Annotated in this window: 24 protein-coding genes; 15 read left to right on the top strand and 9 right to left on the bottom strand. The window is 57.0% G+C overall.

All coding sequences use genetic code 11. The features are described 5' to 3' along the window. Positions 1–140: 140 nt before the first annotated feature. Positions 141–2,615: an ATP-dependent helicase HrpB gene (gene hrpB, locus ACXIZX_RS03125; protein ID WP_179451994.1), complete on the bottom strand. Its 2,475-nt coding sequence runs from the start codon at positions 2,613–2,615 to the stop codon at positions 141–143. A gap of 36 nt (positions 2,616–2,651) precedes the next feature. Here hrpB and thpR point away from each other — a divergent pair, with 36 nt between their 5' ends. The 9 genes from thpR (at position 2,652) to panD (ending at position 9,661) form a co-directional block, all read left to right on the top strand. Further along, complete coding sequence (gene thpR, locus ACXIZX_RS03120) at positions 2,652–3,191, top strand: RNA 2',3'-cyclic phosphodiesterase (RefSeq protein WP_179452020.1); 540 nt, start codon at positions 2,652–2,654, stop codon at positions 3,189–3,191. Continuing rightward, entirely contained in the window at positions 3,192–3,896 is a 705-nt protein-coding gene (gene sfsA / locus ACXIZX_RS03115) for a DNA/RNA nuclease SfsA (RefSeq protein WP_179451993.1), read from the top strand. Between the two features lie 247 nt (positions 3,897–4,143). Further along, positions 4,144–4,599 (top strand): RNA polymerase-binding protein DksA, encoded by a 456-nt coding sequence (gene dksA / locus ACXIZX_RS03110; RefSeq protein WP_007888770.1) that lies wholly within the window; start codon positions 4,144–4,146, stop codon positions 4,597–4,599. A gap of 70 nt (positions 4,600–4,669) precedes the next feature. Further along, complete coding sequence (gluQRS, locus tag ACXIZX_RS03105; protein WP_479403576.1) at positions 4,670–5,599, top strand: tRNA glutamyl-Q(34) synthetase GluQRS; 930 nt, start codon at positions 4,670–4,672, stop codon at positions 5,597–5,599. A gap of 38 nt (positions 5,600–5,637) precedes the next feature. Next, complete coding sequence (pcnB, locus tag ACXIZX_RS03100; RefSeq protein ID WP_353620989.1) at positions 5,638–7,050, top strand: polynucleotide adenylyltransferase PcnB; 1,413 nt, start codon at positions 5,638–5,640, stop codon at positions 7,048–7,050. Further along, the gene (gene folK, locus ACXIZX_RS03095) at positions 7,047–7,532 is read left to right on the top strand and encodes a 2-amino-4-hydroxy-6-hydroxymethyldihydropteridine diphosphokinase (protein ID WP_479403575.1); all 486 of its coding nucleotides are present in this window, start codon (positions 7,047–7,049) and stop codon (positions 7,530–7,532) included. The genes pcnB and folK overlap by 4 nt, the downstream gene beginning before the upstream one ends. A 42-nt stretch (positions 7,533–7,574) precedes the next feature. Beyond that, on the top strand, positions 7,575–8,369 hold the full coding sequence (gene panB, locus ACXIZX_RS03090) for a 3-methyl-2-oxobutanoate hydroxymethyltransferase (protein WP_061718097.1): 795 nt from the start codon (positions 7,575–7,577) through the stop codon (positions 8,367–8,369). Positions 8,370–8,384: 15 nt separating this feature from the next. After that, positions 8,385–9,239 (top strand): pantoate--beta-alanine ligase, encoded by an 855-nt coding sequence (gene panC / locus ACXIZX_RS03085; RefSeq protein WP_479403574.1) that lies wholly within the window; start codon positions 8,385–8,387, stop codon positions 9,237–9,239. 41 nt (positions 9,240–9,280) lie between these two features. Next, positions 9,281–9,661: an aspartate 1-decarboxylase gene (gene panD / locus ACXIZX_RS03080; RefSeq protein ID WP_007888760.1), complete on the top strand. Its 381-nt coding sequence runs from the start codon at positions 9,281–9,283 to the stop codon at positions 9,659–9,661. An 84-nt stretch (positions 9,662–9,745) separates the two neighbouring features. Here panD and ACXIZX_RS03075 read toward each other — a convergent pair whose 3' ends face one another. From ACXIZX_RS03075 to hpt, 3 genes are all read right to left on the bottom strand, one after another. Continuing rightward, complete coding sequence (locus ACXIZX_RS03075) at positions 9,746–10,516, bottom strand: ABC transporter permease (protein ID WP_179451989.1); 771 nt, start codon at positions 10,514–10,516, stop codon at positions 9,746–9,748. Then, on the bottom strand, positions 10,513–11,439 hold the full coding sequence (locus tag ACXIZX_RS03070; RefSeq protein WP_008108526.1) for an ABC transporter ATP-binding protein: 927 nt from the start codon (positions 11,437–11,439) through the stop codon (positions 10,513–10,515). Before ACXIZX_RS03070 ends, ACXIZX_RS03075 begins: the two co-directional genes overlap by 4 nt. A gap of 192 nt (positions 11,440–11,631) precedes the next feature. Then, positions 11,632–12,168 carry a hypoxanthine phosphoribosyltransferase gene (gene hpt, locus ACXIZX_RS03065; protein WP_008108528.1) on the bottom strand — a complete coding sequence of 179 codons (537 nt, stop codon included), beginning with the start codon at positions 12,166–12,168 and terminating at the stop codon, positions 11,632–11,634. Positions 12,169–12,333: 165 nt separating this feature from the next. Between hpt and ACXIZX_RS03060 the strand changes: the two genes are divergently transcribed. Further along, the gene (locus tag ACXIZX_RS03060) at positions 12,334–13,623 is read left to right on the top strand and encodes a cystathionine gamma-synthase family protein (protein ID WP_179451987.1); all 1,290 of its coding nucleotides are present in this window, start codon (positions 12,334–12,336) and stop codon (positions 13,621–13,623) included. Here the strand turns inward: ACXIZX_RS03060 and cueO are convergent. Beyond that, complete coding sequence (gene cueO / locus ACXIZX_RS03055; RefSeq protein ID WP_179451986.1) at positions 13,616–15,205, bottom strand: multicopper oxidase CueO; 1,590 nt, start codon at positions 15,203–15,205, stop codon at positions 13,616–13,618. The genes ACXIZX_RS03060 and cueO overlap by 8 nt on opposite strands. 177 nt (positions 15,206–15,382) lie before the next feature. Between cueO and ACXIZX_RS03050 the strand changes: the two genes are divergently transcribed. Next, a complete protein-coding gene (locus tag ACXIZX_RS03050; RefSeq protein ID WP_007888732.1) occupies positions 15,383–15,730 on the top strand; it encodes a YacC family pilotin-like protein in 348 nt (115 codons plus the stop codon). A gap of 59 nt (positions 15,731–15,789) precedes the next feature. Here ACXIZX_RS03050 and ACXIZX_RS03045 read toward each other — a convergent pair whose 3' ends face one another. The 3 genes from ACXIZX_RS03045 to dtnK are packed head-to-tail and all read right to left on the bottom strand — an operon-like array spanning position 15,790 to position 18,799. After that, positions 15,790–16,548 (bottom strand): DeoR/GlpR family DNA-binding transcription regulator, encoded by a 759-nt coding sequence (locus ACXIZX_RS03045; protein ID WP_008108534.1) that lies wholly within the window; start codon positions 16,546–16,548, stop codon positions 15,790–15,792. 6 nt (positions 16,549–16,554) lie between these two features. Then, a complete protein-coding gene (locus ACXIZX_RS03040; RefSeq protein ID WP_179451985.1) occupies positions 16,555–17,535 on the bottom strand; it encodes a D-threonate 4-phosphate dehydrogenase in 981 nt (326 codons plus the stop codon). After that, positions 17,528–18,799, bottom strand: a complete 1,272-nt coding sequence (dtnK, locus tag ACXIZX_RS03035) for a D-threonate kinase (RefSeq protein ID WP_179451984.1) — start codon at positions 18,797–18,799, stop codon at positions 17,528–17,530. Before dtnK ends, ACXIZX_RS03040 begins: the two co-directional genes overlap by 8 nt. Positions 18,800–18,980: 181 nt before the next feature. On the opposite strand from dtnK, the gene ACXIZX_RS03030 reads away from it, so the two are divergent. The 4 genes from ACXIZX_RS03030 (at position 18,981) to ACXIZX_RS03015 (ending at position 23,517) form a co-directional block, all read left to right on the top strand. Beyond that, a complete protein-coding gene (locus tag ACXIZX_RS03030) occupies positions 18,981–20,129 on the top strand; it encodes an iron-containing alcohol dehydrogenase (RefSeq protein WP_479403573.1) in 1,149 nt (382 codons plus the stop codon). Positions 20,130–20,146: 17 nt separating this feature from the next. Then, a complete protein-coding gene (locus tag ACXIZX_RS03025) occupies positions 20,147–21,031 on the top strand; it encodes a dihydrodipicolinate synthase family protein (protein ID WP_479403572.1) in 885 nt (294 codons plus the stop codon). Positions 21,032–21,193: 162 nt separating this feature from the next. After that, positions 21,194–22,147: a phosphoglycerate dehydrogenase gene (locus ACXIZX_RS03020; protein WP_179451981.1), complete on the top strand. Its 954-nt coding sequence runs from the start codon at positions 21,194–21,196 to the stop codon at positions 22,145–22,147. Positions 22,148–22,191: 44 nt separating this feature from the next. Beyond that, the gene (locus ACXIZX_RS03015; RefSeq protein ID WP_154192965.1) at positions 22,192–23,517 is read left to right on the top strand and encodes an MFS transporter; all 1,326 of its coding nucleotides are present in this window, start codon (positions 22,192–22,194) and stop codon (positions 23,515–23,517) included. A 32-nt stretch (positions 23,518–23,549) separates the two neighbouring features. Here the strand turns inward: ACXIZX_RS03015 and yacL are convergent, their stop codons facing one another. Further along, positions 23,550–23,912, bottom strand: a complete 363-nt coding sequence (yacL, locus tag ACXIZX_RS03010) for a protein YacL (RefSeq protein ID WP_008108552.1) — start codon at positions 23,910–23,912, stop codon at positions 23,550–23,552. Between the last annotated feature and the right edge of the window lie 134 nt (positions 23,913–24,046).

Below are 24,046 nucleotides of genomic sequence, written 5' to 3'. Positions count from 1 at the left end.
TCGCTCACCCGAATCACTTACTGAAGTAAGCTCATCGGGATTCTCTCGTTTGCTGCCTTCCTGCAAATCGAATTATTTAGTCTACAACTGCTTTCTCGTGCTGCGCATGGCAGAACCCTCTGAATTCGATCCACAGCGTTTCACGATGAAAATTTCTTGGTCCGCCTTGTGGGTAAGGCGTTGGCCGGATCGTCCGGCCACGGATGCTTTGGATAGCGCCCTTTCATCTCTTTCTGCACTTCGGGATAGGCACCGCGCCAGAACGCCGCGAGGTCGCGGGTGATCTGCAACGGACGGTGCGCGGGCGAAAGCAGCTCTAACACCAGCGGTACGCGGCCATCGGCCACCGCCGGATTCTGTGCTTCGCCAAACATCTCCTGAATCCGCACCGCCAGCGCGGGTGGCTTCTCTGCATCGTAGCGGATCGGCAGGCGGCTTCCGGTCGGCACAGTGTAATGAGTTGGCAGCACAGTATCCAGCCGCTGACGTTGTGACCATGTCAGCAAATGTAATAATGCGCTGACAAGATTGATGCTCTGCAATCCTTTCAGATCGCGCACCGTGCTCATCTCCGGCAGCAGCCAGCTTTCGAGCGTTTCGAGCAGGCTCTCATCGTCAAGCGGCGGCCACGCCTCTTCCGGCAACCACTGCGTGGCACAGTGCACCCGCAAGAGTAGCTGCTCAGCGTCTTCTTTCCAGCCCAGCACCGACAATCCTTTTTCGCGGATCCAGCGCAGCATCGCCGGATGCAATATTTCGGCTTCCGGACGCGCCTGCGGCTGTGCTTTCAGGACCAGCGCGCCGATGAGTTCGCGTTTCCACGCGCGCAAGGTGCCTTTCTCCTCGTCCCACTCCACGTCGGTGCGCTGCTCAACTAAGGTTGGACACGCGCGGCGTAGCGCGTCGATATCCACCGGCAGCGCCAGCAACATGCGCGCATCGGCAGCGCTGGCGCCCTGCAGCAGCGTCGGCGCAATCAGCCATTCATAGCGGCTTAAACCATCCTGCTCGTTGAGCATCGCGCCAATGCCGTTCGCCAGCTGATAACGCGCGCTATCGCCACGACGCTGCGCCAGACGATCGGCAAAACCGGCGGCTAATAGCTGCGGGAACAGATCTGGATTAATGGTGCCGCCGCTGGCGTTGAGGCGTTTCTGCCACTGACACGCACGGCGCTGCCAGTGCGACTGCGGATGATTGAGCGCATCACGCAGATCGACGCTGCCGCTGCGTGGAGGATCTTCCAGAATCGCTACCAGCAGCGCGGCGCTGGCGATGGCATCGTTGTTTTGCCCGGCGGCCACCAGAATCGCGCTCAGGCGCGGATCGCTGCCCAGCGCGGCCATTTTTCGACCGCGCGCGTTGAGCTGGTGATTCTCCAGCGCGCCTAGCTGAGTTAACCGCTCGCACGCCGCTCGCAAGTTGCGCGGCGGCGGCGCGTCAAGCCAGGTAAGCTGCGTCGCATCCTGACAACCCCATTGCAGCATATCGATCTGCAGCGAGGTCAGATCGCTCTGGAGAATTTCCGGTTCGCTCTGCGCTGCCGCGCGCAGCGCCTGCTCTTGCGGCAGCAAATGCAGGCAGATGCCCGGTTCTAATCGCCCGGCGCGACCGGCACGCTGCGTCATCGATGCCTGGCTGATACGCTGCGTTTGCAGCCGCGTCACGCCGCTGCGCACGTCAAACTGCGCCGAGCGTTCCAGCGCGCTATCGACCACTAAACGGATACCTTCGATGGTCAAGCTGGTTTCGGCAATGTTGGTCGCCAGCACCACTTTGCGTCGACCCGCTGGAGACGGCAGGATGGCGCGGCGTTGCGCCTCCAGCGACAGCGCACCATATAAAGGAGAGAGATCCACCTCGTCACCGACCCGCGCTTCCAGCTCGCGCTTCACTCTTTCAATTTCTGCTACGCCCGGCAGGAACAGCAGCAGCGATCCTGACTCGTCGCGCAGCAGTTGTGCCACTTCGCGTGCCACCGCTTCCTCAAAACGTTGCTGGCTGTTGAGCGAAGCATAGCGGCGCGTGACCGGGAAGCTGCGGCCTTGCGAGACGACAAAAGGCGCATCCGGCAGCAGCTGACGCAAACGCTGATTGTCGAGCGTGGCCGACATCAGCAGGATTTTCAGATCGTCGCGCAATCCTTGCTGCACATCGAGCAGCAGCGCCAGCGCCAGATCGGCCTGCAGGCTACGTTCGTGGAATTCATCGAGGATCACCAGCGAAACACCTTCCAGCATCGGATCGCGCTGTAGCATGCGCGTCAAAATGCCTTCGGTGACCACTTCGAGGCGCGTGTTGGCACCGCAGCAGTTTTCACCGCGCATGCGATAGCCAACGGTGCCGCCCGGCTGCTCGCCAAGCAGTTCCGCCAGGCGCTGCGCCACGTTGCGCGCCGCCAGCCGACGCGGCTCCAGCATGATAATGCGGCCGGGCAATTGGGCGTGTTTTAGCAGCTGTAACGGCAGCCAGGTCGATTTACCTGCGCCGGTCGGCGCCGCCAGCAACACCTGCGGCGACTGCGCCAGCGCGGCCAGCAACGCAGGCAGCACCTCGCTTACCGGTAACTCACTCAAACTCAACTCCCAAAATGCCTGTGCTAAGATGGCGCGCATTGTAGCACTCTGAGGCGCGGATTACCGGAGGCCAACCTGGCAACGCAACGTCTGTTTTTTGCTCTTGAACTGCCCGCTCCGCTCCAGCAACAGCTGGTACAGTGGCGCGCGGATAATTTTGCTGCCGAAGCCGGGAAACCGGTGGCGGCGGCCAACCTGCACCTGACGCTGGCGTTTCTTGGCGAGGTCAGCGATGAGACCTCACGTAAGCTGCAGCTGCTGGCCTCACGCATCGAACAGCCGGGTTTTTCCCTCGATTTGGATGACGCCGGCCACTGGCCGCGTCCCGGCGTGGTGTGGCTCGGCTGCCAGCGCGCGCCGCGCGGATTACTGCAGCTCGCCAGCCTGCTGCGTGCGCAAGCGGCGCGTCATGGTTGCGCGCAGAGCCCGCAACCGTTTCATCCGCACATCACGCTGTTGCGCCACGTGGTGCCACAGATTGCGCTACCGCCGCGCGGCTTTCACTGGCGCGCCGATATCCGCCATTTTGCGCTGTTCGCTTCGAACGTCACGCGCGGCCGCACGCGTTATCAGGCGCTGGCCCGCTGGCCGCTACTATCATCCACAGGAGAGTAAATGGAGTTCGATCCGCCACTCAAACCCGCCCGCTTGATCGCCCGTTACAAACGCTTTTTAGCCGATGTGGTTACGCCAGAAGGTGAAACGCTGACCATTCACTGCGCCAATACCGGCGCGATGACCGGCTGCGCCACGCCGGGCGATACCGTGTGGTATTCGACATCCAACAGTGCCACGCGAAAATATCCGCACAGCTGGGAACTCACCGAGACCCAACAAGGCCACTGGATCTGCGTCAATACGCTGCGCGCCAATCAGCTAGTGCGCGAGGCGCTGACGCTCGATAACATTCCGGAATTATCCGCTTACAGCCGCTGCCAGCCTGAAGTGAAATACGGCACGGAAAAAAGCCGAATTGATTTCCTGCTGCAAGCGGATGGCCGATCGAACTGCTATATTGAAGTCAAGTCCGTCACCCTGTTACAGGCAGGTAAAGGCTATTTTCCGGATGCGGTGACGGCTCGTGGACAGAAACATCTGCGCGAATTGAGCACTATCGTGGCAGAAGGTCATCGAGCCGTTTTGTTGTTCGCAGTTTTGCATACGGGGATTGAGGACGTTTCCCCGGCACGCCATATCGACGTGCACTACGCAGAACTACTGGAACAGGCGCAGCGTTGTGGTGTGGAAATTTTAGCGTATCAAGCTCAAATCTCACCGTTAAAGATATTACTGACGCATCCGATTAACGTAGCGTTGTAATATTTATAGCAATTTGGTGTGATAGGAATGTTCTGGGCGAGGCGCTGAATACGCGATTGTTCAGAGGCTTGTCAAGTAGTGGTCAGGAATAATTGCCAACCTTGATTGCTTCTGCTATTTATAGCGGCCTGTTTTTTTCCCTTTATGGGAATCGATAAGCCCTAAATCGTTCGGGTTGTAGGCACACAGTTAACGCACATGCAACTTGACGTATTTAGGGAAGTGCGTGTTATCCAGGAGAAACAACATGCAAGAAGGGCAAAACCGTAAAACATCGTCCCTGAGTATCCTCGCCATCGCTGGAGTTGAGCCTTATCAGGTGAAACCGGGCGAAGAGTATATGAACGACGCCCAGCTAGGCCATTTCCGTAAAATTCTGGAAGCCTGGCGCAACCAACTTCGGGATGAAGTAGATCGCACTGTGTCACATATGCAGGACGAAGCTGCTAACTTCCCGGATCCGGTCGACCGTGCTGCGCAGGAAGAAGAGTTCAGCCTGGAATTGCGTAACCGCGATCGTGAGCGCAAACTCATTAAAAAGATTGAGAAAACGCTCAAGAAAGTGGATGACGACGATTTCGGTTACTGCGACTCCTGCGGTGTAGAAATTGGTATTCGCCGCCTTGAGGCGCGTCCGACTGCCGATCTCTGCATTGACTGCAAAACGCTGGCAGAAATCCGCGAGAAGCAGATGGCTGGCTAATGGCCGTGAGCAAATTGCTACCGCACAGCCGGGAAAATCCCTGTTTTCCCGACGTGCGGTACACTTCGTTATGAATCCTTCACTCTGCATTGGGCGTTTCGCTCCCTCTCCTTCTGGTGACCTCCATTTTGGTTCGCTGATTGCTGCATTAGGCAGTTACCTGAGCGCGCGCGCGCAACAGGGACGCTGGCTGGTGCGCATTGAAGATATTGATCCCCCACGTGAAGTTCCCGGTGCTGCAACGCGTATTTTGCAGCAGCTGGAACATTATGGTCTGCATTGGGATGGCGAGGTTTTGTGGCAGTCACAGCGCCACGACGCCTATCGCGCCGCGCTGAGCTGGCTGCAAACGCATCGTCAAAGTTACTTCTGCACCTGCACACGCAGCCGCATCCAGCAGCTGGGCGGCTTTTATGATGGTCACTGCCGCGATTTGCAGCTGCCGCCGGATAATGCCGCGCTGCGCCTGCGTCAACATGCGCCGGTTAGCGGCTTTAACGATCGCCTGCGCGGCCATTTGCAGGCGGAACCGCAGCTTGCGCAAGAAGATTTTATTATCCATCGCCGTGATGGGCTTTTTGCCTACAACCTCGCGGTAGTGGTTGATGACCATTTTCAGGGCGTGACGGAAATTGTGCGCGGCGCGGATTTGATTGAGCCAACGGTGCGCCAGATTGCCTTGTATCAGCAGTTTGCCTGGCCAGTGCCGGATTACCTGCATTTGCCGCTGGCGGTTAATCGCGATGGCAACAAGCTTTCCAAGCAGAATCATGCGCCCGCGCTGCCCGATGGTGATGCGCGCCCGTTGTTGGTGCAAGCTTTGCGCTTTCTTGGTCAGCCGGTTTCGTCAGGCTGGCAGGATGAATCGCTGGAAAGCCTGTTGAAACAGGCGGTCGCGCAGTGGAATATCCGTCTGATTCCGTTGCAGAACGGTCTTAAAGAGGATGAAACGACATCACCATTCCTAAATGGTTCTCAACAGGCTATGATTAGCCGCTGATTTTATTAACACCCTTTTTCTCACTGTCGAGGTGTCCCATTTTTACCCGAGTCGCTAATTTTTGCCGGAGAGTCCTCAAGCGTGATGAGGAGGCGCCTGAAGAGGTGGAAGCTGAAAGTCCTGGTCAGATGACTGTCATTCCACGAGAAAGCCACAACATCTCACGCAAAGATATCAGCGAAAACGCCCTCAAAGTGCTCTATCGCCTGAACAAAGCCGGATTCGAAGCCTACCTGGTGGGCGGCGGCGTGCGCGATTTGTTACTCGGCAGTAAGCCGAAAGACTTTGATATCACCACCAACGCCACGCCTGAACAGATGCGTAAGCTGTTCCGCAACTGCCGTTTGGTGGGTCGTCGTTTTCGTCTGGCGCATGTGATGTTCGGTCCTGAAGTGATCGAAGTCGCCACCTTCCGTGGTCATCATCATGAAGAGAGCGAAGAAGATCGCAACAGCTCGCAGCGCGGCCAAAACGGCATGCTGCTGCGTGACAACATTTTCGGCAGCATTGAAGACGATGCCCAGCGACGCGATCTCACCATCAACAGCCTCTATTACAGCGTGGCCGATTTCACCGTACGTGATTACGTCGGTGGCTTGCACGATCTGCACGAAGGCATCATTCGCATGATTGGCGACCCGGAAACCCGCTATCGCGAAGATCCGGTGCGTATGCTGCGCGTGGTGCGCTTTGCCGCCAAGCTGCAGATGCGTATCGCGGCAGAAACTGCCGAGCCGATCCCGCGTCTGGCGACGCTGCTGAATGACATTCCGCCAGCGCGTATGTTTGAAGAGTCGCTCAAGCTGCTGCAGGCCGGTTACGGCTACCGCACCTATCAGATGATGCGTGAATATCAGCTGTTCCAGCCGCTGTTCCCTACGCTGACGCGCGGTTTCACCTCCGAAAGCGACAGCCTGATGGAACGTATGGTGGCGCAGGTACTGAAAAATACCGACACCCGCATTCAAAATGATATGCGCGTCAATCCGGCCTTCCTGTTTGCCGCGATGTTCTGGTATCCGCAGCTGGAATCCGCCGAACGCATTGCGCAGGAAAGCGGACTGACCTATTACGATGCTTTCGCCTTGTCGATGAACGAAACCCTGGACGAAGCCTGCCGCGCGCTGGCGATTCCAAAGCGTATTACTACGCTGATTCGTGATATCTGGCAGCTGCAGCTACGCATGTCGCGCCGTCACGGCAAGCGTGCGTGGAAGCTGATGGAGCATCCTAAGTTCCGTGCCGCTTACGATTTGATGGCACTGCGTGCCGACGTGGAAAACAATCCTGAGCTGCAAAAGCTGACGCATTGGTGGGGCGAGTTCCAGGCGGCGGCACCGGTGCAGCAGAAAACCATGATGACCACGCTTGGCGATGATCCGGCGCCGCGCCGCAAACCGCGCCGTCCGCGTCGCCGTCCAACCGGGCCTCGCACTAACAGCCCGCAATGACCCGCGTTTACCTCGCTTTAGGCAGTAATCTGGCCGATCCGCTGCATCAGGTTGATGCAGCGTTGGCCGCGCTAGACGCCATTCCGCATACTACGCGCATCGCCACTTCATCGCTGTATCGCACACCGCCGTACGGTCCGCCGGATCAGCCCGATTATCTTAATGCGGTTGTGGCGCTGGACACCGCGCTGGAGGCCGACGCGCTGCTCGATCATACCCAGCGCATTGAGCTGGAGCACGGTCGTGTGCGCAAAGCCGAACGCTGGGGACCGCGTACGCTGGATCTCGATATCATGCTGTTTGGCAACGAAACCATTTCCACGCCGCGTCTGACCGTACCGCATTACGACATGCACAATCGCGCTTTTATGCTGGTGCCGCTGCTGGAAATTGCCCCGCAATTATCGCTGCCGAACGGGCAAGCCTTGTCTGCCATTCTCGCCACTCTGGATCGCAGCGCTATCCGTTTGTGGTCTGAGTAAGCCGTAGTACACTGCGCGCATCAGAAAACTCTGGAGCGTGTGATGAAACCAACAACCCTCTCCCATTTACGCCAACTCAAAACCAGCGGTCGCAAATTTGCCACGTTGACGGCGTACGACTTCAGTTTTGCCCGCCTGTTTGCCGATGAAGGCATTCAGGTGATGCTGATTGGTGATTCGCTCGGCATGACCGTGCAGGGACACGAATCGACCTTGCCGGTCACCGTGGACGATATCGCCTATCACACCGCCGCCGTGCGTCGTGGCGCGCCGCTGGCGCTGCTGATGGCCGATCTGCCGTTTATGAGTTATGCCACGCCGGAACAGACGTTCACTAACGCCGCACAGCTGATGCGCGCGGGTGCCAATATGGTGAAGCTGGAAGGCGGCGAGTGGCTGGCGGAAACCGTGCGTATGCTGACCGAACGCGCCGTGCCGGTATGCGGCCATCTGGGTCTGACGCCGCAGTCGGTGAATATCTTCGGTGGCTATAAAGTGCAGGGCCGCGATGAAGCCGCCGCTGAGCGTCTACTGGCCGATGCGCTGGCGCTGGAAGCCGCTGGTATGCAGCTGCTGGTGCTGGAGTGCGTGCCGGTGGCGCTGGCGGAACGCGTCACCAAAGCGTTGTCGGTGCCGGTGATCGGCATCGGCGCGGGCAACGTCACTGACGGACAGATTCTGGTGATGCACGACGCCTTTGGCATTACCGGCGGCCATATTCCCAAATTTGCCAAAAATTTCCTCGCTGAAACCGGCGACATTCGCGCGGCGATTCGCCAATATATCGCCGACGTTGAAGCGGGCCTCTATCCAGCCGCTGAACACAGTTTCCAGTAAATCAGGAGATTTGCAGTGCTGATCATTGAAACACTGCCGATGCTGCGTCGAGAAATTCGTCGCTGGCGTCAGGCAGGCAAACGTATCGCGCTGGTGCCCACCATGGGCAACCTGCACGACGGTCATCTGACGTTGGTCGATGAAGCGCGCGAGCGCGCCGACGTTGTGGTGGTCTCGATTTTCGTTAACCCGATGCAGTTTGATCGTCCCGACGATCTGGCGCGCTATCCGCGCACGCTGCAGGACGATTGCGAGAAGCTGAATCGTCATAGCGTAGATCTGGTGTTCGCACCCGCGCCGGCTGATGTCTATCCAAAAGGCCTTGATAGCCAAACCTTCGTGGAAGTGCCGGGTTTATCATCGCTGCTGGAAGGTGCCAGCCGTCCGGGACATTTTCGTGGCGTCTCCACCATCGTCAGCAAACTGTTTAATCTGGTGCAGCCCGACATCGCCTGCTTTGGCGAGAAGGATTTCCAGCAGCTGGCGATCATCCGCAAGATGGTGGCGGATATGGGCTTCGATATTGAGATTGTGGGCGTGCCAACGGTGCGCGCGAAAGATGGCCTGGCGCTGAGTTCGCGCAATGGCTATCTCACCGCCGACGAGCGTAACATCGCCGCTGGTCTCAGCCAGGTGATGAACAGCATGGCCGAACGTCTGAACAACGGCGAGCGGCATGTCGAAGAGATTATCGAGCACGCGGAAGTGGCGTTGCGTGAGAAGGGTTTTCGTCCGGACGGACTGGCGATTTGCGATGCCGAAACCTTACAAGCGCTGAACGTGGACAGCCAGCGCGCGGTGATTCTGATGGCCGCATGGCTGGGCAATGCGCGTCTGATTGATAATCAGCAAGTGGATCTGACGGAGTAGTTTTCCGTCGTTTATTGGCAGCTTAACAAGGTTAGACAGTTATGATTCGCACCGTACTTCAAGGCAAACTGCATCGCGTTAAAGTCACTCAGGCAGATTTGCATTACGAAGGTTCCTGCGCCATTGACCAGGATTTCCTCGACGCCTCCGGCATTCTGCAATACGAAGCCATCGACATCTACAACGTCACCAACGGCCAGCGTTTTTCCACCTACGCGATTGCCGCTGAACGTGGCTCGAAGATCATCTCAGTCAACGGTGCCGCCGCGCGTTGCGCCTGCGCTGGCGATATCATGATCATCTGCTCTTACGTGCAGGTCGAAGATGAAGTCGCGCGTAGCTGGCAGCCGAAAGTCGCCTACTTTGAAGGCGATAACGAAATGAAGCGCCTCGCCAAGGCGCTGCCGGTTCAGGTCGCCTGATACAACAAGGGCGGGATTAAATCCCGCCCTTGTTATTTGTAGGGTCGCCATTCATGGCGACCTTCTTGAATATCACTCTAAAACCTACGTACGCAACCCGCGCCCACGCTGAATCAGCGAATACACCAGCACATAAAACACCACGATAAAGGCGACCAACACCGACAGGGTAAACACCAACGGCACATCGCTAATACCAAGGAAACCGTAACGGAAGCCGCTGATCATATACACCACCGGATTCAGCTTCGACACCGCTTGCCAGAACGGTGGCAGCAGCGTCAGCGAGTAGAACACGCCGCCGAGATAGGTTAACGGCGTCAGCACAAAAGTCGGAATCAGGCTGATATCGTCAAAGGTGCGCGCGAACACCGCATTCAGCAGGCCTGCCAGCGAGAACAGAATCGCCGTCAGCAGTAGCGTCACCGCCACCATCGACCACGAATGCACGTGGAACGGCACGAAGAACAGCGAAATCGCGGTCACCAAAATCCCCACGCACACGCCGCGCGCCACGCCACCGCCGACATAACCGGCGATGATGATGTGCGTTGGCACCGGCGCCACCAGCAGCTCTTCAATGTTGCGCTGGAACTTGGCGCTGAAGAACGATGACGCCACGTTAGCGTAAGCGTTGGTGATCACCGCCATCATGATCAGGCCCGGCACGATAAACTGCATGTAGCTGAAACCGTGCATATCGCCGATGCGTGAACCAATCAGGTTGCCGAAGATGATGAAATAGAGCGTCATGGTGATCACCGGCGGCACCAGCGTCTGAATCCAGATGCGGGCGAAGCGGTTGATCTCTTTGCTCCAGATGCTCTTGAGCGCCACCCAATACAAGTGCGTCATGCTTTCACTCCTGTTTTTCCCTGTGTCAGGCTGACGAACAGCTCCTCAAGGCGGTTAGCTTTATTGCGCATGCTCAGCACCTGCACGCCCTGCGCGCTCAGCTGGCTGAACACGCTGTTGAGACCTTGCTCGCGCATCACTTCCACTTCCAGCGTAGAGGTATCGACCAGACGATACTGGAAGCCTTCCAACTGCGGCAGCGGGCTGCGCGGTGCCAGATCGAGAATAAAGGTTTCGGATTGCAGCTTAGAGAGCAACCCTTTCATCGAGGTGTTCTCCACCAGCTCGCCGCTCTGAATAATACCGATATTGCGGCACAGCATTTCCGCCTCTTCCAGATAGTGCGTGGTGAGGATGATGGTGGTGCCTTTGATATTCAGCTCTTTCAGGAAGCTCCACATCGAACGGCGCAGTTCGATATCCACGCCCGCGGTCGGTTCGTCGAGGATCAGCAGCTTCGGCTCATGCATTAGCGCACGCGCGATCATCAGGCGACGCTTCATACCGCCCGAGAGCATGCGCGCGCGTTCGTTGCGTTTGCCCCACAGATCGAGCTGATTGAGGTATTTTTCCGCGCGCTTGTTTGCTTCGGCGCGTTCAACGCCGTAGTAACCAGCCTGATTAACCACAATCTGCATCACGGTCTCAAACGGGTTGAAGTTGAACTCCTGCGGCACCAGCCCGAGCTGGCGCTTGGCGTTGACCACGTCTTTTTGCAGGTCATAGCCAAACACGCGCACGCTGCCGCCGGTTTTATTCACTAACGAGCTGATAATACCGATGGTAGTGGATTTTCCGGCGCCGTTTGGCCCCAGCAAGGCGTAAAAGTCGCCCGCTTCCACGTTGAGATCGAGTCCTTTCAGCGCCTGTACGCCGCCGGGATAGGTTTTGGTCAGCCCGGAAATTTCCAGTGCATATGTCATTGCGAATCCATACCTTGTTGTAGAGACATCAAAGGCCTATGAAAATGATAATGCGCACGAACGATGTCGCGGTCATTAACATTAAGAAATCAATGGAGTTTAGCAGAGAGTGAAGCCAGCCCATAAGTCGTTGACTCACGGGCTGCGCAGTGTATCGCAGGCGGGGAAGATTAGCCTTGGACGATTGTGCGGTTATTCACCGGTCGGGATAACTTTGCCGATATACGGCAGATGGCGATAGCGCTGGGCGTAATCGATACCAAAGCCCACCACGAACTCATCGGGAATGGTGAAGCCCACGTATTCGACGGTGACGTCCACTTCGCGGCGCTCGGGTTTATCCAGCAAAGTACAAATCGCCAATGACTTTGGCTCGCGCAGGCGCAGGATCTCACGCACTTTGCTCAACGTGTTGCCGGAATCGATGATGTCTTCCACGATCAGCACGTCCTTGCCACGAATATCTTCATCGAGATCTTTGAGGATTTTCACATCGCGGGTGCTCGACATGCCGCTGCCGTAGCTTGACGCAGTCATAAAGTCGACTTCATGCGGCACGTCGATGGCGCGGCACAGATCGGCCATAAACATAAAGGAGCCGCGCAGCAAACCCACCAGCACCATTTCGCTGCCGCTGTCGCGGTAGTGCTCGTTAATCTGCTTGCCCAGTTCGGCAATTCGGGTTGCGATCTCTTGCTCGGAGATCATCACGTCGACGGTATGTTTCATTGCATGCGTCCAGTTACGGTTTTTGGAAAGCCACGAAGTCTATCATAGTCGAGCCAGCGTCTAACGCCGCGCACAGAACGCAAACGATTCCGTGGCGAAATTTATCGCGCTGGCGTTAACTGTAGGAACCTGTCCGCCCCTTCACCGCCGAGTTCTGGAGTTCCTATGACCGCTTCATCCAGTAAAAAAACCAAGATTGGTACGCGCGAGTTGCACCCGGAAACGCAGATGCTGAATTACGGTTACGATCCGCAGTTATCGGAAGGCGCGGTGAAACCACCGGTATTTCTCACCTCCACCTTTGTGTTTAACAGCGCCGAAGAGGGACAGGACTTTTTCGATTTCGTCGCTGGGCGTAAACAACCGCCAGAAGGCAAAAGTGGCGGGCTGGTCTATTCGCGCTTCAACCATCCCAACAGCGAAATCGTGGAGGATCGGCTGGCGGTGTACGAAGGCGCGGAAAGCGCGGCGCTGTTCTCTTCCGGCATGTCGGCAATTGCCACCACGCTGCTGACGTTTGCGCGTCCAGGTGAAGTGATTCTGCATTCCCAGCCGCTGTATGGCGGCACCGAAACGTTGCTGAGTAAAACGCTGCACGATTTGGAGATCAAAGCGGTGGGTTTCAGCGATGGCACCGACGAAGATAAGGTGCATGAGGCGGCGAAACTGGCGTGGCAGCGCGGACGCGTGGCGCTGATTCTGATTGAGACGCCTGCCAATCCAACCAACAGCTTGGTGGATATTCAGTTGATGCAGCAGGTAGCGGATGTGATCGCGCAGCAGCAAGGATCGCGGCCAATTCTAGCCTGTGATAACACGTTGCTCGGCCCGCTGTTTCAACGTCCCTTGCAGCACGGCGCGGATTTGTCGCTCTATTCCCTGACCAAATATGTTGGCGGCCATTCGGACCTGATTGCCGGTGCAGTGCTGGGGAGCAAAGCGCTGGTCGGCAAAGTACGTTCGCTGCGCAGCGCCATAGGCACGCAGCTGGATCCGCACTCCAGCTGGATGATTGGTCGCTCGCTGGAAACGCTATCGCTGCGCATGGAGAAAGCCACCAGCAATGCCGAAAAAGTGGCGGCGTTTTTACGCGATCATCCGCAGGTGGAAAAACTGCATTGGCTGCCATATCTGACGGCTGAAAGTCCGGCGGGCAAAACGTATCAGCGCCAGTGCAGCGGCGCGGGTTCAACCTTCTCGTTTGATATTCGTGGCGGGCAAGCGGCGGCGTTCCGTTTTCTCAACACGCTGGAACTGTTCAAGCTGGCGGTGAGCCTCGGCGGCACCGAATCGCTCGCCAGCCATCCTGCCAGCACCACCCATTCGGGCGTGCCGCAGGATGTTCGGCAACGTATTGGCATCACCGATGCGACCGTGCGCCTGTCGATTGGAATCGAACATCCTGACGACTTAATTGAAGACATGCGCCTGGCGCTGGAAGCCTCGCTTAACTGACGCTAAAACCGAGCATCATGCCGGTATCTTCATGTTCCAGCAGATGACAATGCGCCATGTAGGCATTGTCGGCGTTAGCGACATAGTTGAAGCGCACCAACACTTCACTGCGCCAGCCGTTAACGCTGACCATGTCCTTCCAGCCGGCGCGATGCGGCGCGGGCGGCTTGCCATTTTCTGACAGGATGCGGAACTGCGTGCCGTGAATGTGGAACGGATGCAGCATTTGATCGCCTTCGCCGGAAATCGTCCACTTTTCCAGCTTGCCCAACTCAACATTGAACATTGGCTTGGTCATGTTGAACGCCTGGCCGTTGATCTTGTTGCCGTTGTGGAAATCATAGCCAGCGGTTTTGCCGTGGTTGCCGTGATCCATCGCCATATCGCCATGATCCATCGGCTTGGCGCTGTTAGTCATATCCATGTTGCCATGATCCATTTTCATGCCGCCCATGGCTTTATCGCCGTAGCGATCCATCAACGCCTGCATGCCTTGCTGATCAAGCTGCGGATCCATCATCAGCTGCAGCCAGCGGCTTTGCAGACCTTCGGTGGCAGGAATCGGCGGCAGATCCACCAGTTTGTCCGGCAATGTGCCGCTAGCCAGCACGCGCAGCGGCAGAATATTGACCAGCGGCAGCGGTTGATCGAACGGCGCCAGCGTCATGCCCATCTGCGTGACCGGCAGCGTCACCACGTCAAAGGCTTTGCCATCTGAAGTATCCACCAGCACTTCAAAACGCTCGCCCGGTAGCAGCGGCAAGCTCTCCACTTTCACCGGTTCGGCCAGCAAACCGCCGTCGCTGCCGATCACATACAGCGGACGTTGATCGCTGGTAGCGATATGCAGCGAACGCGCGTTACAGCCGTTGAGTAAACGCAGACGCAGCCAGCCGCGCGGCACCGCATGCTGCGGATATTGCACGCCGTTGGTGAGCATCAGGTCGCCGAACCAGCCGACGGCGGCACGCATGATATCGAGCTGATAATCGATTTGCGTTCCCGCTTTATTCAACTGCTTATCCTGGAAAATCAGCGGCACATCGTCTTCGCCCCATTGCATCGGCAGACGCAGCTTGCCGGAAGCTTCATCTTCCAGCAGTACCAAACCGGCCAGACCTTGCGCCACCTGATAACCGGTTTTACCGTGTTGATGCGGATGGAACCAGCAGGTTGCGGCGGGTTGGTCGGGCGTGAAACTCACCTGACGGGTTGCACCGGGCGCAATAATCCCCTGCGGGCCGCCATCGACATCGCCGGGAATTTCCAGACCATGCCAGTGCAAGGTGGTGGCTTCTGGCAGCTGGTTATGGATATTCACCGTAACCGTTTTTTCGCGTTGCAGACGCAGCGCAGGCCCGAGCAATCCACCGTTGTATCCCCAGGTTGGCACCGCTTTGCCATTCCATTGGCTGCTGCCGATCATCGCGGTTAAGTTGTATTGCCCGCGGGCATCAGGCTGCAAAATAGAGGGAATCGGCAATAATGGGCGTGTGGCGGCCATTAGTGAGCGGCTCCACAGCGGCAGCGCACCGGCGGCGCTGAGTGCGGCAGTCAACTTTAGAAAATGACGACGTTGCATATTCTTATCCTTGTCGTGAATAAGGGCACAGCGTAAACCTTTACCCTGCGGGAGGGTCAAGCCCTGAAACAGAATGCGCTGATAAAAATGGTGGGAATGGCCCGAAAGGGCAAATTTAGCGGAATACCGGCAATAACTGTGCTAACGTCAATAAATTGTCCCTTGTTGAGAATCATTATGACGAAAAGCATCAAGATCCTGCTGCTGGCGGGACTCCTTGGCTTCTCCTCCACCAGTTTTGCCCTGAGCGAATCCGAAGCAGAAGATCTGGCCGACCTCACCGCCGTGTTCGTTTATCTCAAGAACGATTGTGGCTATCAGGATTTGCCGGACGCACAGATTCGTAAAGCGCTGGTGTTTTTCGCCCAACAAAACCGTTGGGATTTAAGCAACTACAGCAATTACAACATGAAGTCGCTGGGCGAAGAGAGCTACAAGGATTTGAGCGGCATCGCCATCACCAATGACAAAAAGTGTAAGTCGCTGGCGCGCGATTCGCTGAGTTTGCTGGCTTACGTTAAGTAATCAGATTGGGTGCGGGCTGATGCCCTCACCCCATTCCTCTCCCACAGGAGAGGAGAATGTTAAGTTAATTGCAAACCCAATCCACGCTCGCGCAGGTCGCGGCACACCGCTTCATCCAGACGCGCATCCGTTACCACATCAGTCAGGCTATCAATCGGCGCGGCGCAATACAGCGACCATGAACCGTACTTGCTGCTGTCAGCCAGCAGAACACGGCGGCGCGCATTAGCCAGCAGATCCATTTTCAATCCGGCTTTATCTTCGGTTGGCGTGGTAATCCCGCGTTCGATGCTCCAAGAGTTGCAGCTGACAAACGCGATATCGGGATTGATGCTGCGCAGCAAGCGACGTCCATGTTCACCAATACACGACTGGCTGGAATCATCGATGCGTCCACCAATAATGGTGGTTTCGATTTGCTTAAATTCGGAAAGAAACAGCGCGATGTGCAGATCGGCAGTGATCACCCGCAGCTTGAGGTGCGTTAGCTGGCGCGCCAGCTCCAGCATGGTAGTACCGGCATCCAATACCACCGCATCACCCGATTGCACGTAGCTGGCGGCAAACTGCGCGATGGCCTGCTTCTCGGCGAGGTTACGCTGCATCTTCTCCAGCGTGGTCGGCTGATTGGGGATAAAGCGATTCAGCGTGACGCCGCCGTGGCTGCGGCTAATAACGCCCTCTTTATCCAGCTTGATCAGATCGCGGCGGATCGTCGCTGGCGAGGCAGAAATAGCGCTCACCAGTTGTTCAACAGTGACCAAATTATGGCTCTTCAGATAGTCCATAATCTGGTCGAGACGGCTTTGTCCCTTCATATTTCCCTATGCAAGCTGCATCGCGAGTTTAATGGAGATCGCCATGCTCGCAGAGTTCGCTTTACCTGTCCAGGCGATATCAAACGCGGTGCCGTGGTCCGCCGAAGTGCGGATAAACGGCAAGCCAGCGGTGATATTTACACCATCATAAAAACCTAATAATTTCAGCGGGATGTGTCCTTGATCGTGGTACATCGCTACCACCATATCGTACTGCCCTTCCTGACACTGTAGGAACACGGTATCGGGCGGGCATGGACCGCTGACATCAATGCCCTGCGCTTTCATCGCCTGGATAGCAGGCGCGACGATGGTGATCTCTTCATCGCCAAACAAGCCGTTTTCACCGGCATGTGGATTGACGCCCGCCACGGCGATGCGCGGCTTGTCGAAACCGACGCGGCGCAGGAAGCTGTCGGCCATGCCGATCACCGTCTGAATGCGTTCGCCGTTTAAGGTATCGAGGAACTTTCGCAGCGCAATATGCGTGGTGACGTGAATCACTTTCAGCTTATCGGTGTAGAGCACCATGGCGTAATTTTTGGTGTTGGTCAGCTGCGCCAGCAGTTCGGTGTGGCCGGGATAAAGATGTCCCGCCGAATGCAGCGCCTCTTTATTTAACGGTGCGGTGGCGATCGCCTGCACCTCGCCAGCCAGCGCCAGTTCGGTAGCACGTTTCACGCAGCGCCAGGCCAAATCGCCCGCCGCTTTCTGCACCACGCCGGGCTGCAGCGCGGCGGCATCCGCCAGCGGCTCATCTATTACGTTGATAATGCCGGGCGCGAAGTGCGCATCATTGACCTGGTCGAGCACGCGCAGTTCAGCCTGCGGCGTGATATTGAGTCCCATCACCCGACGCAGCGTGTTGGCGCAACCCACCACCACCGCTGGTACGCCCGCTAACTCACCTTCTGCCAGCGCTTTAATGATGATCTCCGGGCCGATGCCCGCCGGATCGCCCATGGTAATCGCAATAATTTTACTCACTCGACTTCTCCTCAATAAAACGAATGGCTTCTACCAGGGTGTTTTCGTCACCAAAGCCACCTGCTTTGGTCATCACCGGCAGGTGTAATTCACTGTTAAGCAAAACCCCGTGCGGCACGCAGCCCGCCACAAGGCCCTGAATCTGGAAACCGCTCGCGCCAAACGCCTGCGCCACGGCAATCGCCACATCACCTCCAGAGAGATACAGTCCAGCAGGCTGCACCTCGCGGCACACGCTGCGGGTTAACTGCGCGAGAAACTGGCAGATGCGCTCGCCCAATAACTGACGTGAAACCTGATGTTGTTGGCACAACTGCTCGATCTCGTGGCGCTGATCGGCGTGTTGCGTAGTACGCACCACGCAATGCGCGCCGTCGTACAGAGCCTGCTGCATTGCCTGCTGCCACTGTTCAGCCAGCGGCCAGGCCGGTTGGGCAAACAGCTGGCGGATATCAATGTCGATAATGCGGATGTCGCGCTGGCTGGCGAGGCGCGTAATCTGCTGCTGCGCAATCGCGCTCATCGAGCCAACCACCGCCAGCACCGGACGAGGCTGACGCGCCGCCAGCATCGCGCCAAGCGCATCGCTGAGCCCGGACGCACCGGCCAGCAATGGACGCGTCTCCAGCGTGGCTGCCGCGGCCATTAATAAGGCAATGTCGCCGTCCTGCTCGATATCCACCACCAGCAAACCTTGCTTGCTGCCGAGCACCTGCGCCAACTGGCCGCCGCGCAGCGTAGCGAGATCGAGGGTTTCACCCGGCAATGTGCTCTGCATCTGCAACCGCGTCAGCACATGGCCGCTGGTGACCGGCGTTTTAGGATCGCTGGCGAATTCGCTGTCGATCAGACGTTGCTGATGGATCCACACTTCACCCGCTCGCGTGGTGCGTCCAAGCTTCGGCACCGCCGGCACCACTAAGGCTAATGATTTGCCGCTGGCCTGCATCGCGGCTTCGATTTCCGCGCCGGGATTGCCGCGCAGCGTGGAATCAATCTTCTTAAACAACCAACCATCGTTAGCGATGGCCCGATGTTGCTCAATCGCCGCTCGCGTGCGCCGGGCTGCTTCCTGTTCGCTGAGCGCACGGCTATCGGTGCTGATTACCAGCACATCGGCGGCATCAGCGTCATGCGGCGTGCTGCTATCAAACAGCACATGCACTCGCGCCCCGGCTTGTGCCAGCCCGCTGCCCGCGTCATTGGCGCCGGTGAAATCATCGGCAATCACCAGGACTGGCGTTTTCCATGGCGGTAAAGTCATGCTCTCTCCTGTTCCGGCCGCTGCCGTGCTGCAATGATTATATTCAATCATGATTGATTATATGTGAGCAAGATCAAATTAATCGAAATCAATTTGTCCTATAAAATTAGCACTGTAGTGATAGACCTCGTGCTGCATGAGCAAACTTAATCATTCAGCGCAAAAAACGTAAGGGTAAGAGATGAATATCAACAGCACCGTGATCAGTGGCTTTCAAGCGCTTAATGACCTCAGCTATTTACTGCAAGGTAAAGAAAAAGCGCTGCTGGTGACCGATAAGAATATTGAAGGCATTCCGGCGGTGCAGACGCTGATCGCCCAGTTGAAGCAGCAGATTGCCAGCCTGAGCATCGTCAATACGGTGCCGCCAGAGCCCAGCCAGCACGATGTGGCAGCCATTGTTGCCGCGCTGCCGAGCACCGATGTGGATCTGGTGATTGGCGTCGGCGGTGGCAGCGTACTGGATGTCGCCAAGCTGCTGTCGATTCTGTGTGTTGAAGGCGCGCCAACACTGGAGGCGCTGCTGGCGGGTGAAAAGCCGCAAACACGCACCACTTCGCTGCTGATTCCCACCACCGCAGGTACTGGCTCAGAAGCCACGCCCAATGCGATTCTGGCGATCCCCGAGAAAGAGACCAAGGTCGGCATTATCACGCCGGTGATGCTGCCAGATTATGTCGCGCTGGTGCCGGAACTCACCACCAGCATGCCGCCACATATCGCCTCTTCCACCGGTATCGATGCGCTGTGCCATTTAATCGAGTGTTTTACCGCAACCGTGTCGAATCCGGTGAGCGATAACTATGCGCTGATCGGCATGAAAAAGCTGTTTGCCAGCCTCGAAACCACCATCGCGGAGCCGGATAATCTTGAGGCGCGCCTGAATATGCTGTGGGCGTCTTATTACGGTGGCGCATCGATTGCGCATGCCGGTACGCATCTGGTACATGCAATGTCTTATCCGCTGGGCGGCAAATATCACCTGCCGCACGGCGTCGCCAACGCCATTCTGCTCGCGCCCTGCATGCGCTTTGTGCGTCCGGCGGCGGTGAGCAAATTCGCTCAGGCTTACGATCTGCTACCGGATGCCGATACCTCGCTGGACGACGAAGCCAAATCCCACGCGCTGGTGGCGTACTTTGCCGCGCTGGTGAAACGCCTGAAGCTGCCCGCCAGCCTGGAAGAGCTGGGTATCGGCCCGGATCATCTGCCGTATCTGGTGGAAGCCGCGCTCGACGTGCAGCGCCTGATGAAGAATGTACCGATGAAAGTGGGCGCCGATGACGTACGCAACGTCTACCTGACGCTATTTCCGGCTTTGAATCACTAAGGATTATCGAGGACAACATGAGCAAGAAAATTCAGGGCGTGTTAACCGCCATCGTCACCACCTTCGATCGCGACGGCGCATTCAATCCAGCCGTCCAACGCGAACAGGTTAAACGTCAGTTAAGCGCCGGCAACGGCATCTTCTGCGGCGGCACCAACGGCGAATTCTTCGTGTTGAACGAACAGGAGAAGCTGACGGTGACGCAAACCTGCGTTGATGAAGTGAACGGCAGCGCGCCGGTGGTGGCGCACATTGGCGAGATCTCCACGCGTGAAACCATTCGCCTTGGGAAACAAGTGGCGAAGCTGGGCGTGGATGCGGTTTCAGTGATCACGCCCTATTTCGTGCCGCTAAAGCAGGAAGAGCTGATCGCCCACTATCGCGCGGTGGCCGATGCCATCGACCTGCCGCTGTTCCTCTACAACATTCCGGCACGCACCGGCAACACGCTGCAGCCGGAAACCGTGCGCACGTTGGCCGCGCACCCGAACATCATCGGCATTAAAGACAGCGCCGGCAGCTATGAAAGCCTGAGCGGCTTTCTGCAAGCGGCTGCAGGAATCGACAGTTTTGATGTGCTGAACGGTCCGGATTCGTTGATTCATCAGGGCTTTGTCGACGGCTGCTCGGCCTGTATTTCTGGTCTCGCTAACGTGGCGCCTAAAGAGATCAATGCGATTTGGGCACGCTTTCATGCCGGCGATATCGAAGGTTCGCGCCTGGCGCAGGAAAACGTCACCGGTCTGCGCACCGATCTGTATAGCGTGGGCTTCTCTCCCGCCGCAGTGAAAAAAGCGGTGACGCTGCTGGGCTTTGAGGTTGGCGACAGCCGCTATGCGGTGAGTTTCTCTGCCGAAGAAGAGCAGAAGATCCGCCAGATTGTGAATCAGTATTTGCAGTAATGCAGGTGCGCCGTTGGTTTGGTCACCCTAAAGGGCGACCCTGCGGCGTATGAATGCGCATATGAATGCGGGTACGAACGCACATATGAATGCGGTTTTGTAGGGTCGCCATTTATGGTGACCTGCCCAATTTGGCAGCATTTACTAATCCCGGGAAGAATCATGAAAGTCATCTGTACTTCACCGTCATTCGCCAAATACGACGCAGCGCCGATTGAGGTGCTGCAACAGCACGGTTTCGAATTGATTGCACTGCCCGCCGATGCGCCGCTGAGCGCACTTGAGCCACATCTGGCTGACACCGTAGCGATGATTGTGGCCTTTACCGACATCAATGAAGAACTGCTGGCATTAACGCCGCAACTGAAAATCGTCTGTAAGCACGGCGTTGGCGTCGACAATATCAATCTGGAAGCGACGCGCGCACGCGGTATTTACGTCACTAACGTGCCCGATGCCAACAAACACGCGGTTGCCGATTTCGCCTTTGCTTTGATCCTCAACAGCGCGCGTCAGATCACCCAAGCCGCCATTGAAACCCGCGCGGGCAGCTGGCCGCGAATTTTTGCCACCGACGTCTACGGCAAAACGTTAGGCATCATTGGGCTGGGCAATATCGGCAAGCAGGTCTCGCTGCGCGCCAAAGGCTTCAACATGCGGGTTATCGCGTTCGATTTTTATCCCGATGAGCAGTTTGCTGCCGAGCACGGCATCGAATTCGTCACGCTGGATCATCTGACCGAAACCAGCGATTTCATCACTCTGCACATGCCGCTTACCGACAAGACGCAGAATTTATTTGATGCCGCACGCCTCAAACGCATGAAGAAAACTGCCTTCCTGATTAATGCCTCACGCGGCGGCGTGGTGAACGAGCAGGATCTCTATCAGGCGTTGCTGGATAACGTGATTGCCGGTGCTGCAGCTGATGTGTTTGTGCAGGAACCGCTGAGCGAGCATCCACTGTTTACGCTCAACAACTTCATTCCCACTTCGCACATTGCCGGTTACACCGACGGCGCAATCAGCGCGATTGGTGAACGTTGCGTGTCGCAAATTGTGCAGTGCATCCAACAGGGCGAACGCCCAATCAACGTGATGAACGGGCTGGAATAACACCCCGCCTTTCTCTGTAACCCTTTTTCGAGTGGATAATTATTATGACTAACTCTGCGCGCTCGAGTCGTATCCGTTGGTGGATTGCTGGCCTGATGTGGCTGGCCATCGCCATTAACTACATTGACCGCACCGTGCTCTCGGCAGCGGCACCGCATCTGATCAAAGAGCTCGATATCAATCCTGAAATGATGGGCTTCATCATGGCGGCGTTCTTCTGGTCGTATGCGCTATTGCAGATCCCGGCGGGCTGGTTCGCCGATCGCTTCGGTCAGAAAAAAGGCCTTGGCATCGCCGTCGGCTGGTGGTCAATCGCGACCATGGCAATGGGCCTCGCAACCGGCTTTAAATCGCTGCTGGCGCTGCGTTTAGCCCTCGGCGTCGGTGAAGCCGCCGCCTATCCCAGCAACGCGGGCATTACCGCGCGCTGGTTCCCGGACCGCGAACGCGCCACGGTTTCTGGCCTGTTCGACAGCGCCTCCAAGTTTGGTGGTGCGGTGGCTATGCCGCTGATTGTCTTTATGATCGCCCTGTTCGACTGGCGTCTGACCTTCCTCGCCATTGGTGCGCTCGGTTTGTTCTGGGTGATTGCCTGGTACTTTATCTACGCCGAGAACCCGGAAGATCATAAGTCGATCAGTAAAGAAGAAGTGCGCTTCATCCGTGACGGCCAGGCGCAGAAGCACGGCGATAAAAGCGTGCGTCCGATGAAGTGGTACAAACTGCTGCGCTACCGCAATATCTGGGCGATGTGCATTGGCTTCTTCACCATCAATTACACCTCCTATTTCTTTATCACCTGGCTGCCGACCTATCTGGTGAAAGATAAAGGCATGGATTTCCTCAAAATGGGAATGGTAGCCGCGCTGCCGCTGATCTGCGGCATGGTGATTGAAGTGCTGGCGGGGTGGGCATCGGATCGTATGGTGCATAACAAAGTGCTGTCGCTGACCGCCACACGCAAACTGTTCCTCACCATCGGCCTGCTGATGGCGCTGTGCATCGGCTTTGCTCCGTTCACTGATTCGGTGTTTATGACCGTGCTGCTGCTGTGTATCGCCAAATCCGGCACCACAGTGGCGGCATCACAAGTGTGGGCCTTGCCGGGCGATGTTGCGCCGCAAAACAGCGTGTCGATTGTCGCGGGCCTGCAGAATACCGTATCCAACATGGGCGGTGCGGTGGGACCGATTATTACCGGCGCGATTGTTGGCGCAACCGGCCACTTTACCTGGGCGCTGGTGTTCTCGGCGGTGTTGGTGGTGATTGGTATTCTTAACTATCTGTTCCTGATGGGTAAAGTTGAACCTATCGTCGATGAGGAGCAGGTTTCACATTCACATTCCGTTGCAAGCGGCGCGGCACGGTAATCGGCTGGGTCGCCATGAATGGCGGCCCTACGTTATTTACCGGCGATAAACAGCCGATAAGCGGCAATCACCGCGAGAAAATCTTCGACTCCGCAAAAAGAGAGGCTCTCTTCGTCGTAATAGGTCATGCCCTCTTCCATGCCGTCATCTTCCAGCGCCAGCTGGTTGGCACGAATCATCACCTCTTCTTCATCCAGCCACAGCGTGTATTCATGTCCAACGCGCTGCCACTGATTAATAGTGCCTTTCACCTGCTGGGCGGCGGCCTCAACCTCATCCAGCAACGGCAGATTGTCTTTGACCTCTTCGTTGAACCAGTGCCCCACCGCTTCGTGGTCCATCGACATACGCACTTTGACCTGACCGGTCAAATCACGCAGAAATTCGTACTCCATGGGTTTGCCTCATACTGATGACGCGCCGTGCGGCACCGTGTTAGTGCATTTTGTGCGCAGCACGCTGAATAAAGTGGGATCGCGCTCGCATTATGCCTGGAGATGTCAGCGGAAAAAAGGGCATAAAAAAAGGG

This window comes from Candidatus Pantoea symbiotica (assembly GCF_056491525.1).
This window is presented reverse-complemented; position numbering and strand designations above follow the sequence as displayed.

Coding starts and splice junctions, on each gene's coding strand:
- hrpB (WP_179451994.1), bottom strand. CDS start 2,615: ATGCGCGCCATCTTAGCACAGGCATTTTGGGAGTTGAGTTTGAGTGAG.
- sfsA (WP_179451993.1), top strand. CDS start 3,192: ATGGAGTTCGATCCGCCACTCAAACCCGCCCGCTTGATCGCCCGTTAC.
- dksA (WP_007888770.1), top strand. CDS start 4,144: ATGCAAGAAGGGCAAAACCGTAAAACATCGTCCCTGAGTATCCTCGCC.
- gluQRS (WP_479403576.1), top strand. CDS start 4,670: ATGAATCCTTCACTCTGCATTGGGCGTTTCGCTCCCTCTCCTTCTGGT.
- folK (WP_479403575.1), top strand. CDS start 7,047: ATGACCCGCGTTTACCTCGCTTTAGGCAGTAATCTGGCCGATCCGCTG.
- panB (WP_061718097.1), top strand. CDS start 7,575: ATGAAACCAACAACCCTCTCCCATTTACGCCAACTCAAAACCAGCGGT.
- panD (WP_007888760.1), top strand. CDS start 9,281: ATGATTCGCACCGTACTTCAAGGCAAACTGCATCGCGTTAAAGTCACT.
- ACXIZX_RS03075 (WP_179451989.1), bottom strand. CDS start 10,516: ATGACGCACTTGTATTGGGTGGCGCTCAAGAGCATCTGGAGCAAAGAG.
- ACXIZX_RS03070 (WP_008108526.1), bottom strand. CDS start 11,439: ATGACATATGCACTGGAAATTTCCGGGCTGACCAAAACCTATCCCGGC.
- hpt (WP_008108528.1), bottom strand. CDS start 12,168: ATGAAACATACCGTCGACGTGATGATCTCCGAGCAAGAGATCGCAACC.
- ACXIZX_RS03060 (WP_179451987.1), top strand. CDS start 12,334: ATGACCGCTTCATCCAGTAAAAAAACCAAGATTGGTACGCGCGAGTTG.
- cueO (WP_179451986.1), bottom strand. CDS start 15,205: ATGCAACGTCGTCATTTTCTAAAGTTGACTGCCGCACTCAGCGCCGCC.
- ACXIZX_RS03050 (WP_007888732.1), top strand. CDS start 15,383: ATGACGAAAAGCATCAAGATCCTGCTGCTGGCGGGACTCCTTGGCTTC.
- ACXIZX_RS03045 (WP_008108534.1), bottom strand. CDS start 16,548: ATGAAGGGACAAAGCCGTCTCGACCAGATTATGGACTATCTGAAGAGC.
- dtnK (WP_179451984.1), bottom strand. CDS start 18,799: ATGACTTTACCGCCATGGAAAACGCCAGTCCTGGTGATTGCCGATGAT.
- ACXIZX_RS03030 (WP_479403573.1), top strand. CDS start 18,981: ATGAATATCAACAGCACCGTGATCAGTGGCTTTCAAGCGCTTAATGAC.
- ACXIZX_RS03025 (WP_479403572.1), top strand. CDS start 20,147: ATGAGCAAGAAAATTCAGGGCGTGTTAACCGCCATCGTCACCACCTTC.
- ACXIZX_RS03020 (WP_179451981.1), top strand. CDS start 21,194: ATGAAAGTCATCTGTACTTCACCGTCATTCGCCAAATACGACGCAGCG.
- ACXIZX_RS03015 (WP_154192965.1), top strand. CDS start 22,192: ATGACTAACTCTGCGCGCTCGAGTCGTATCCGTTGGTGGATTGCTGGC.
- yacL (WP_008108552.1), bottom strand. CDS start 23,912: ATGGAGTACGAATTTCTGCGTGATTTGACCGGTCAGGTCAAAGTGCGT.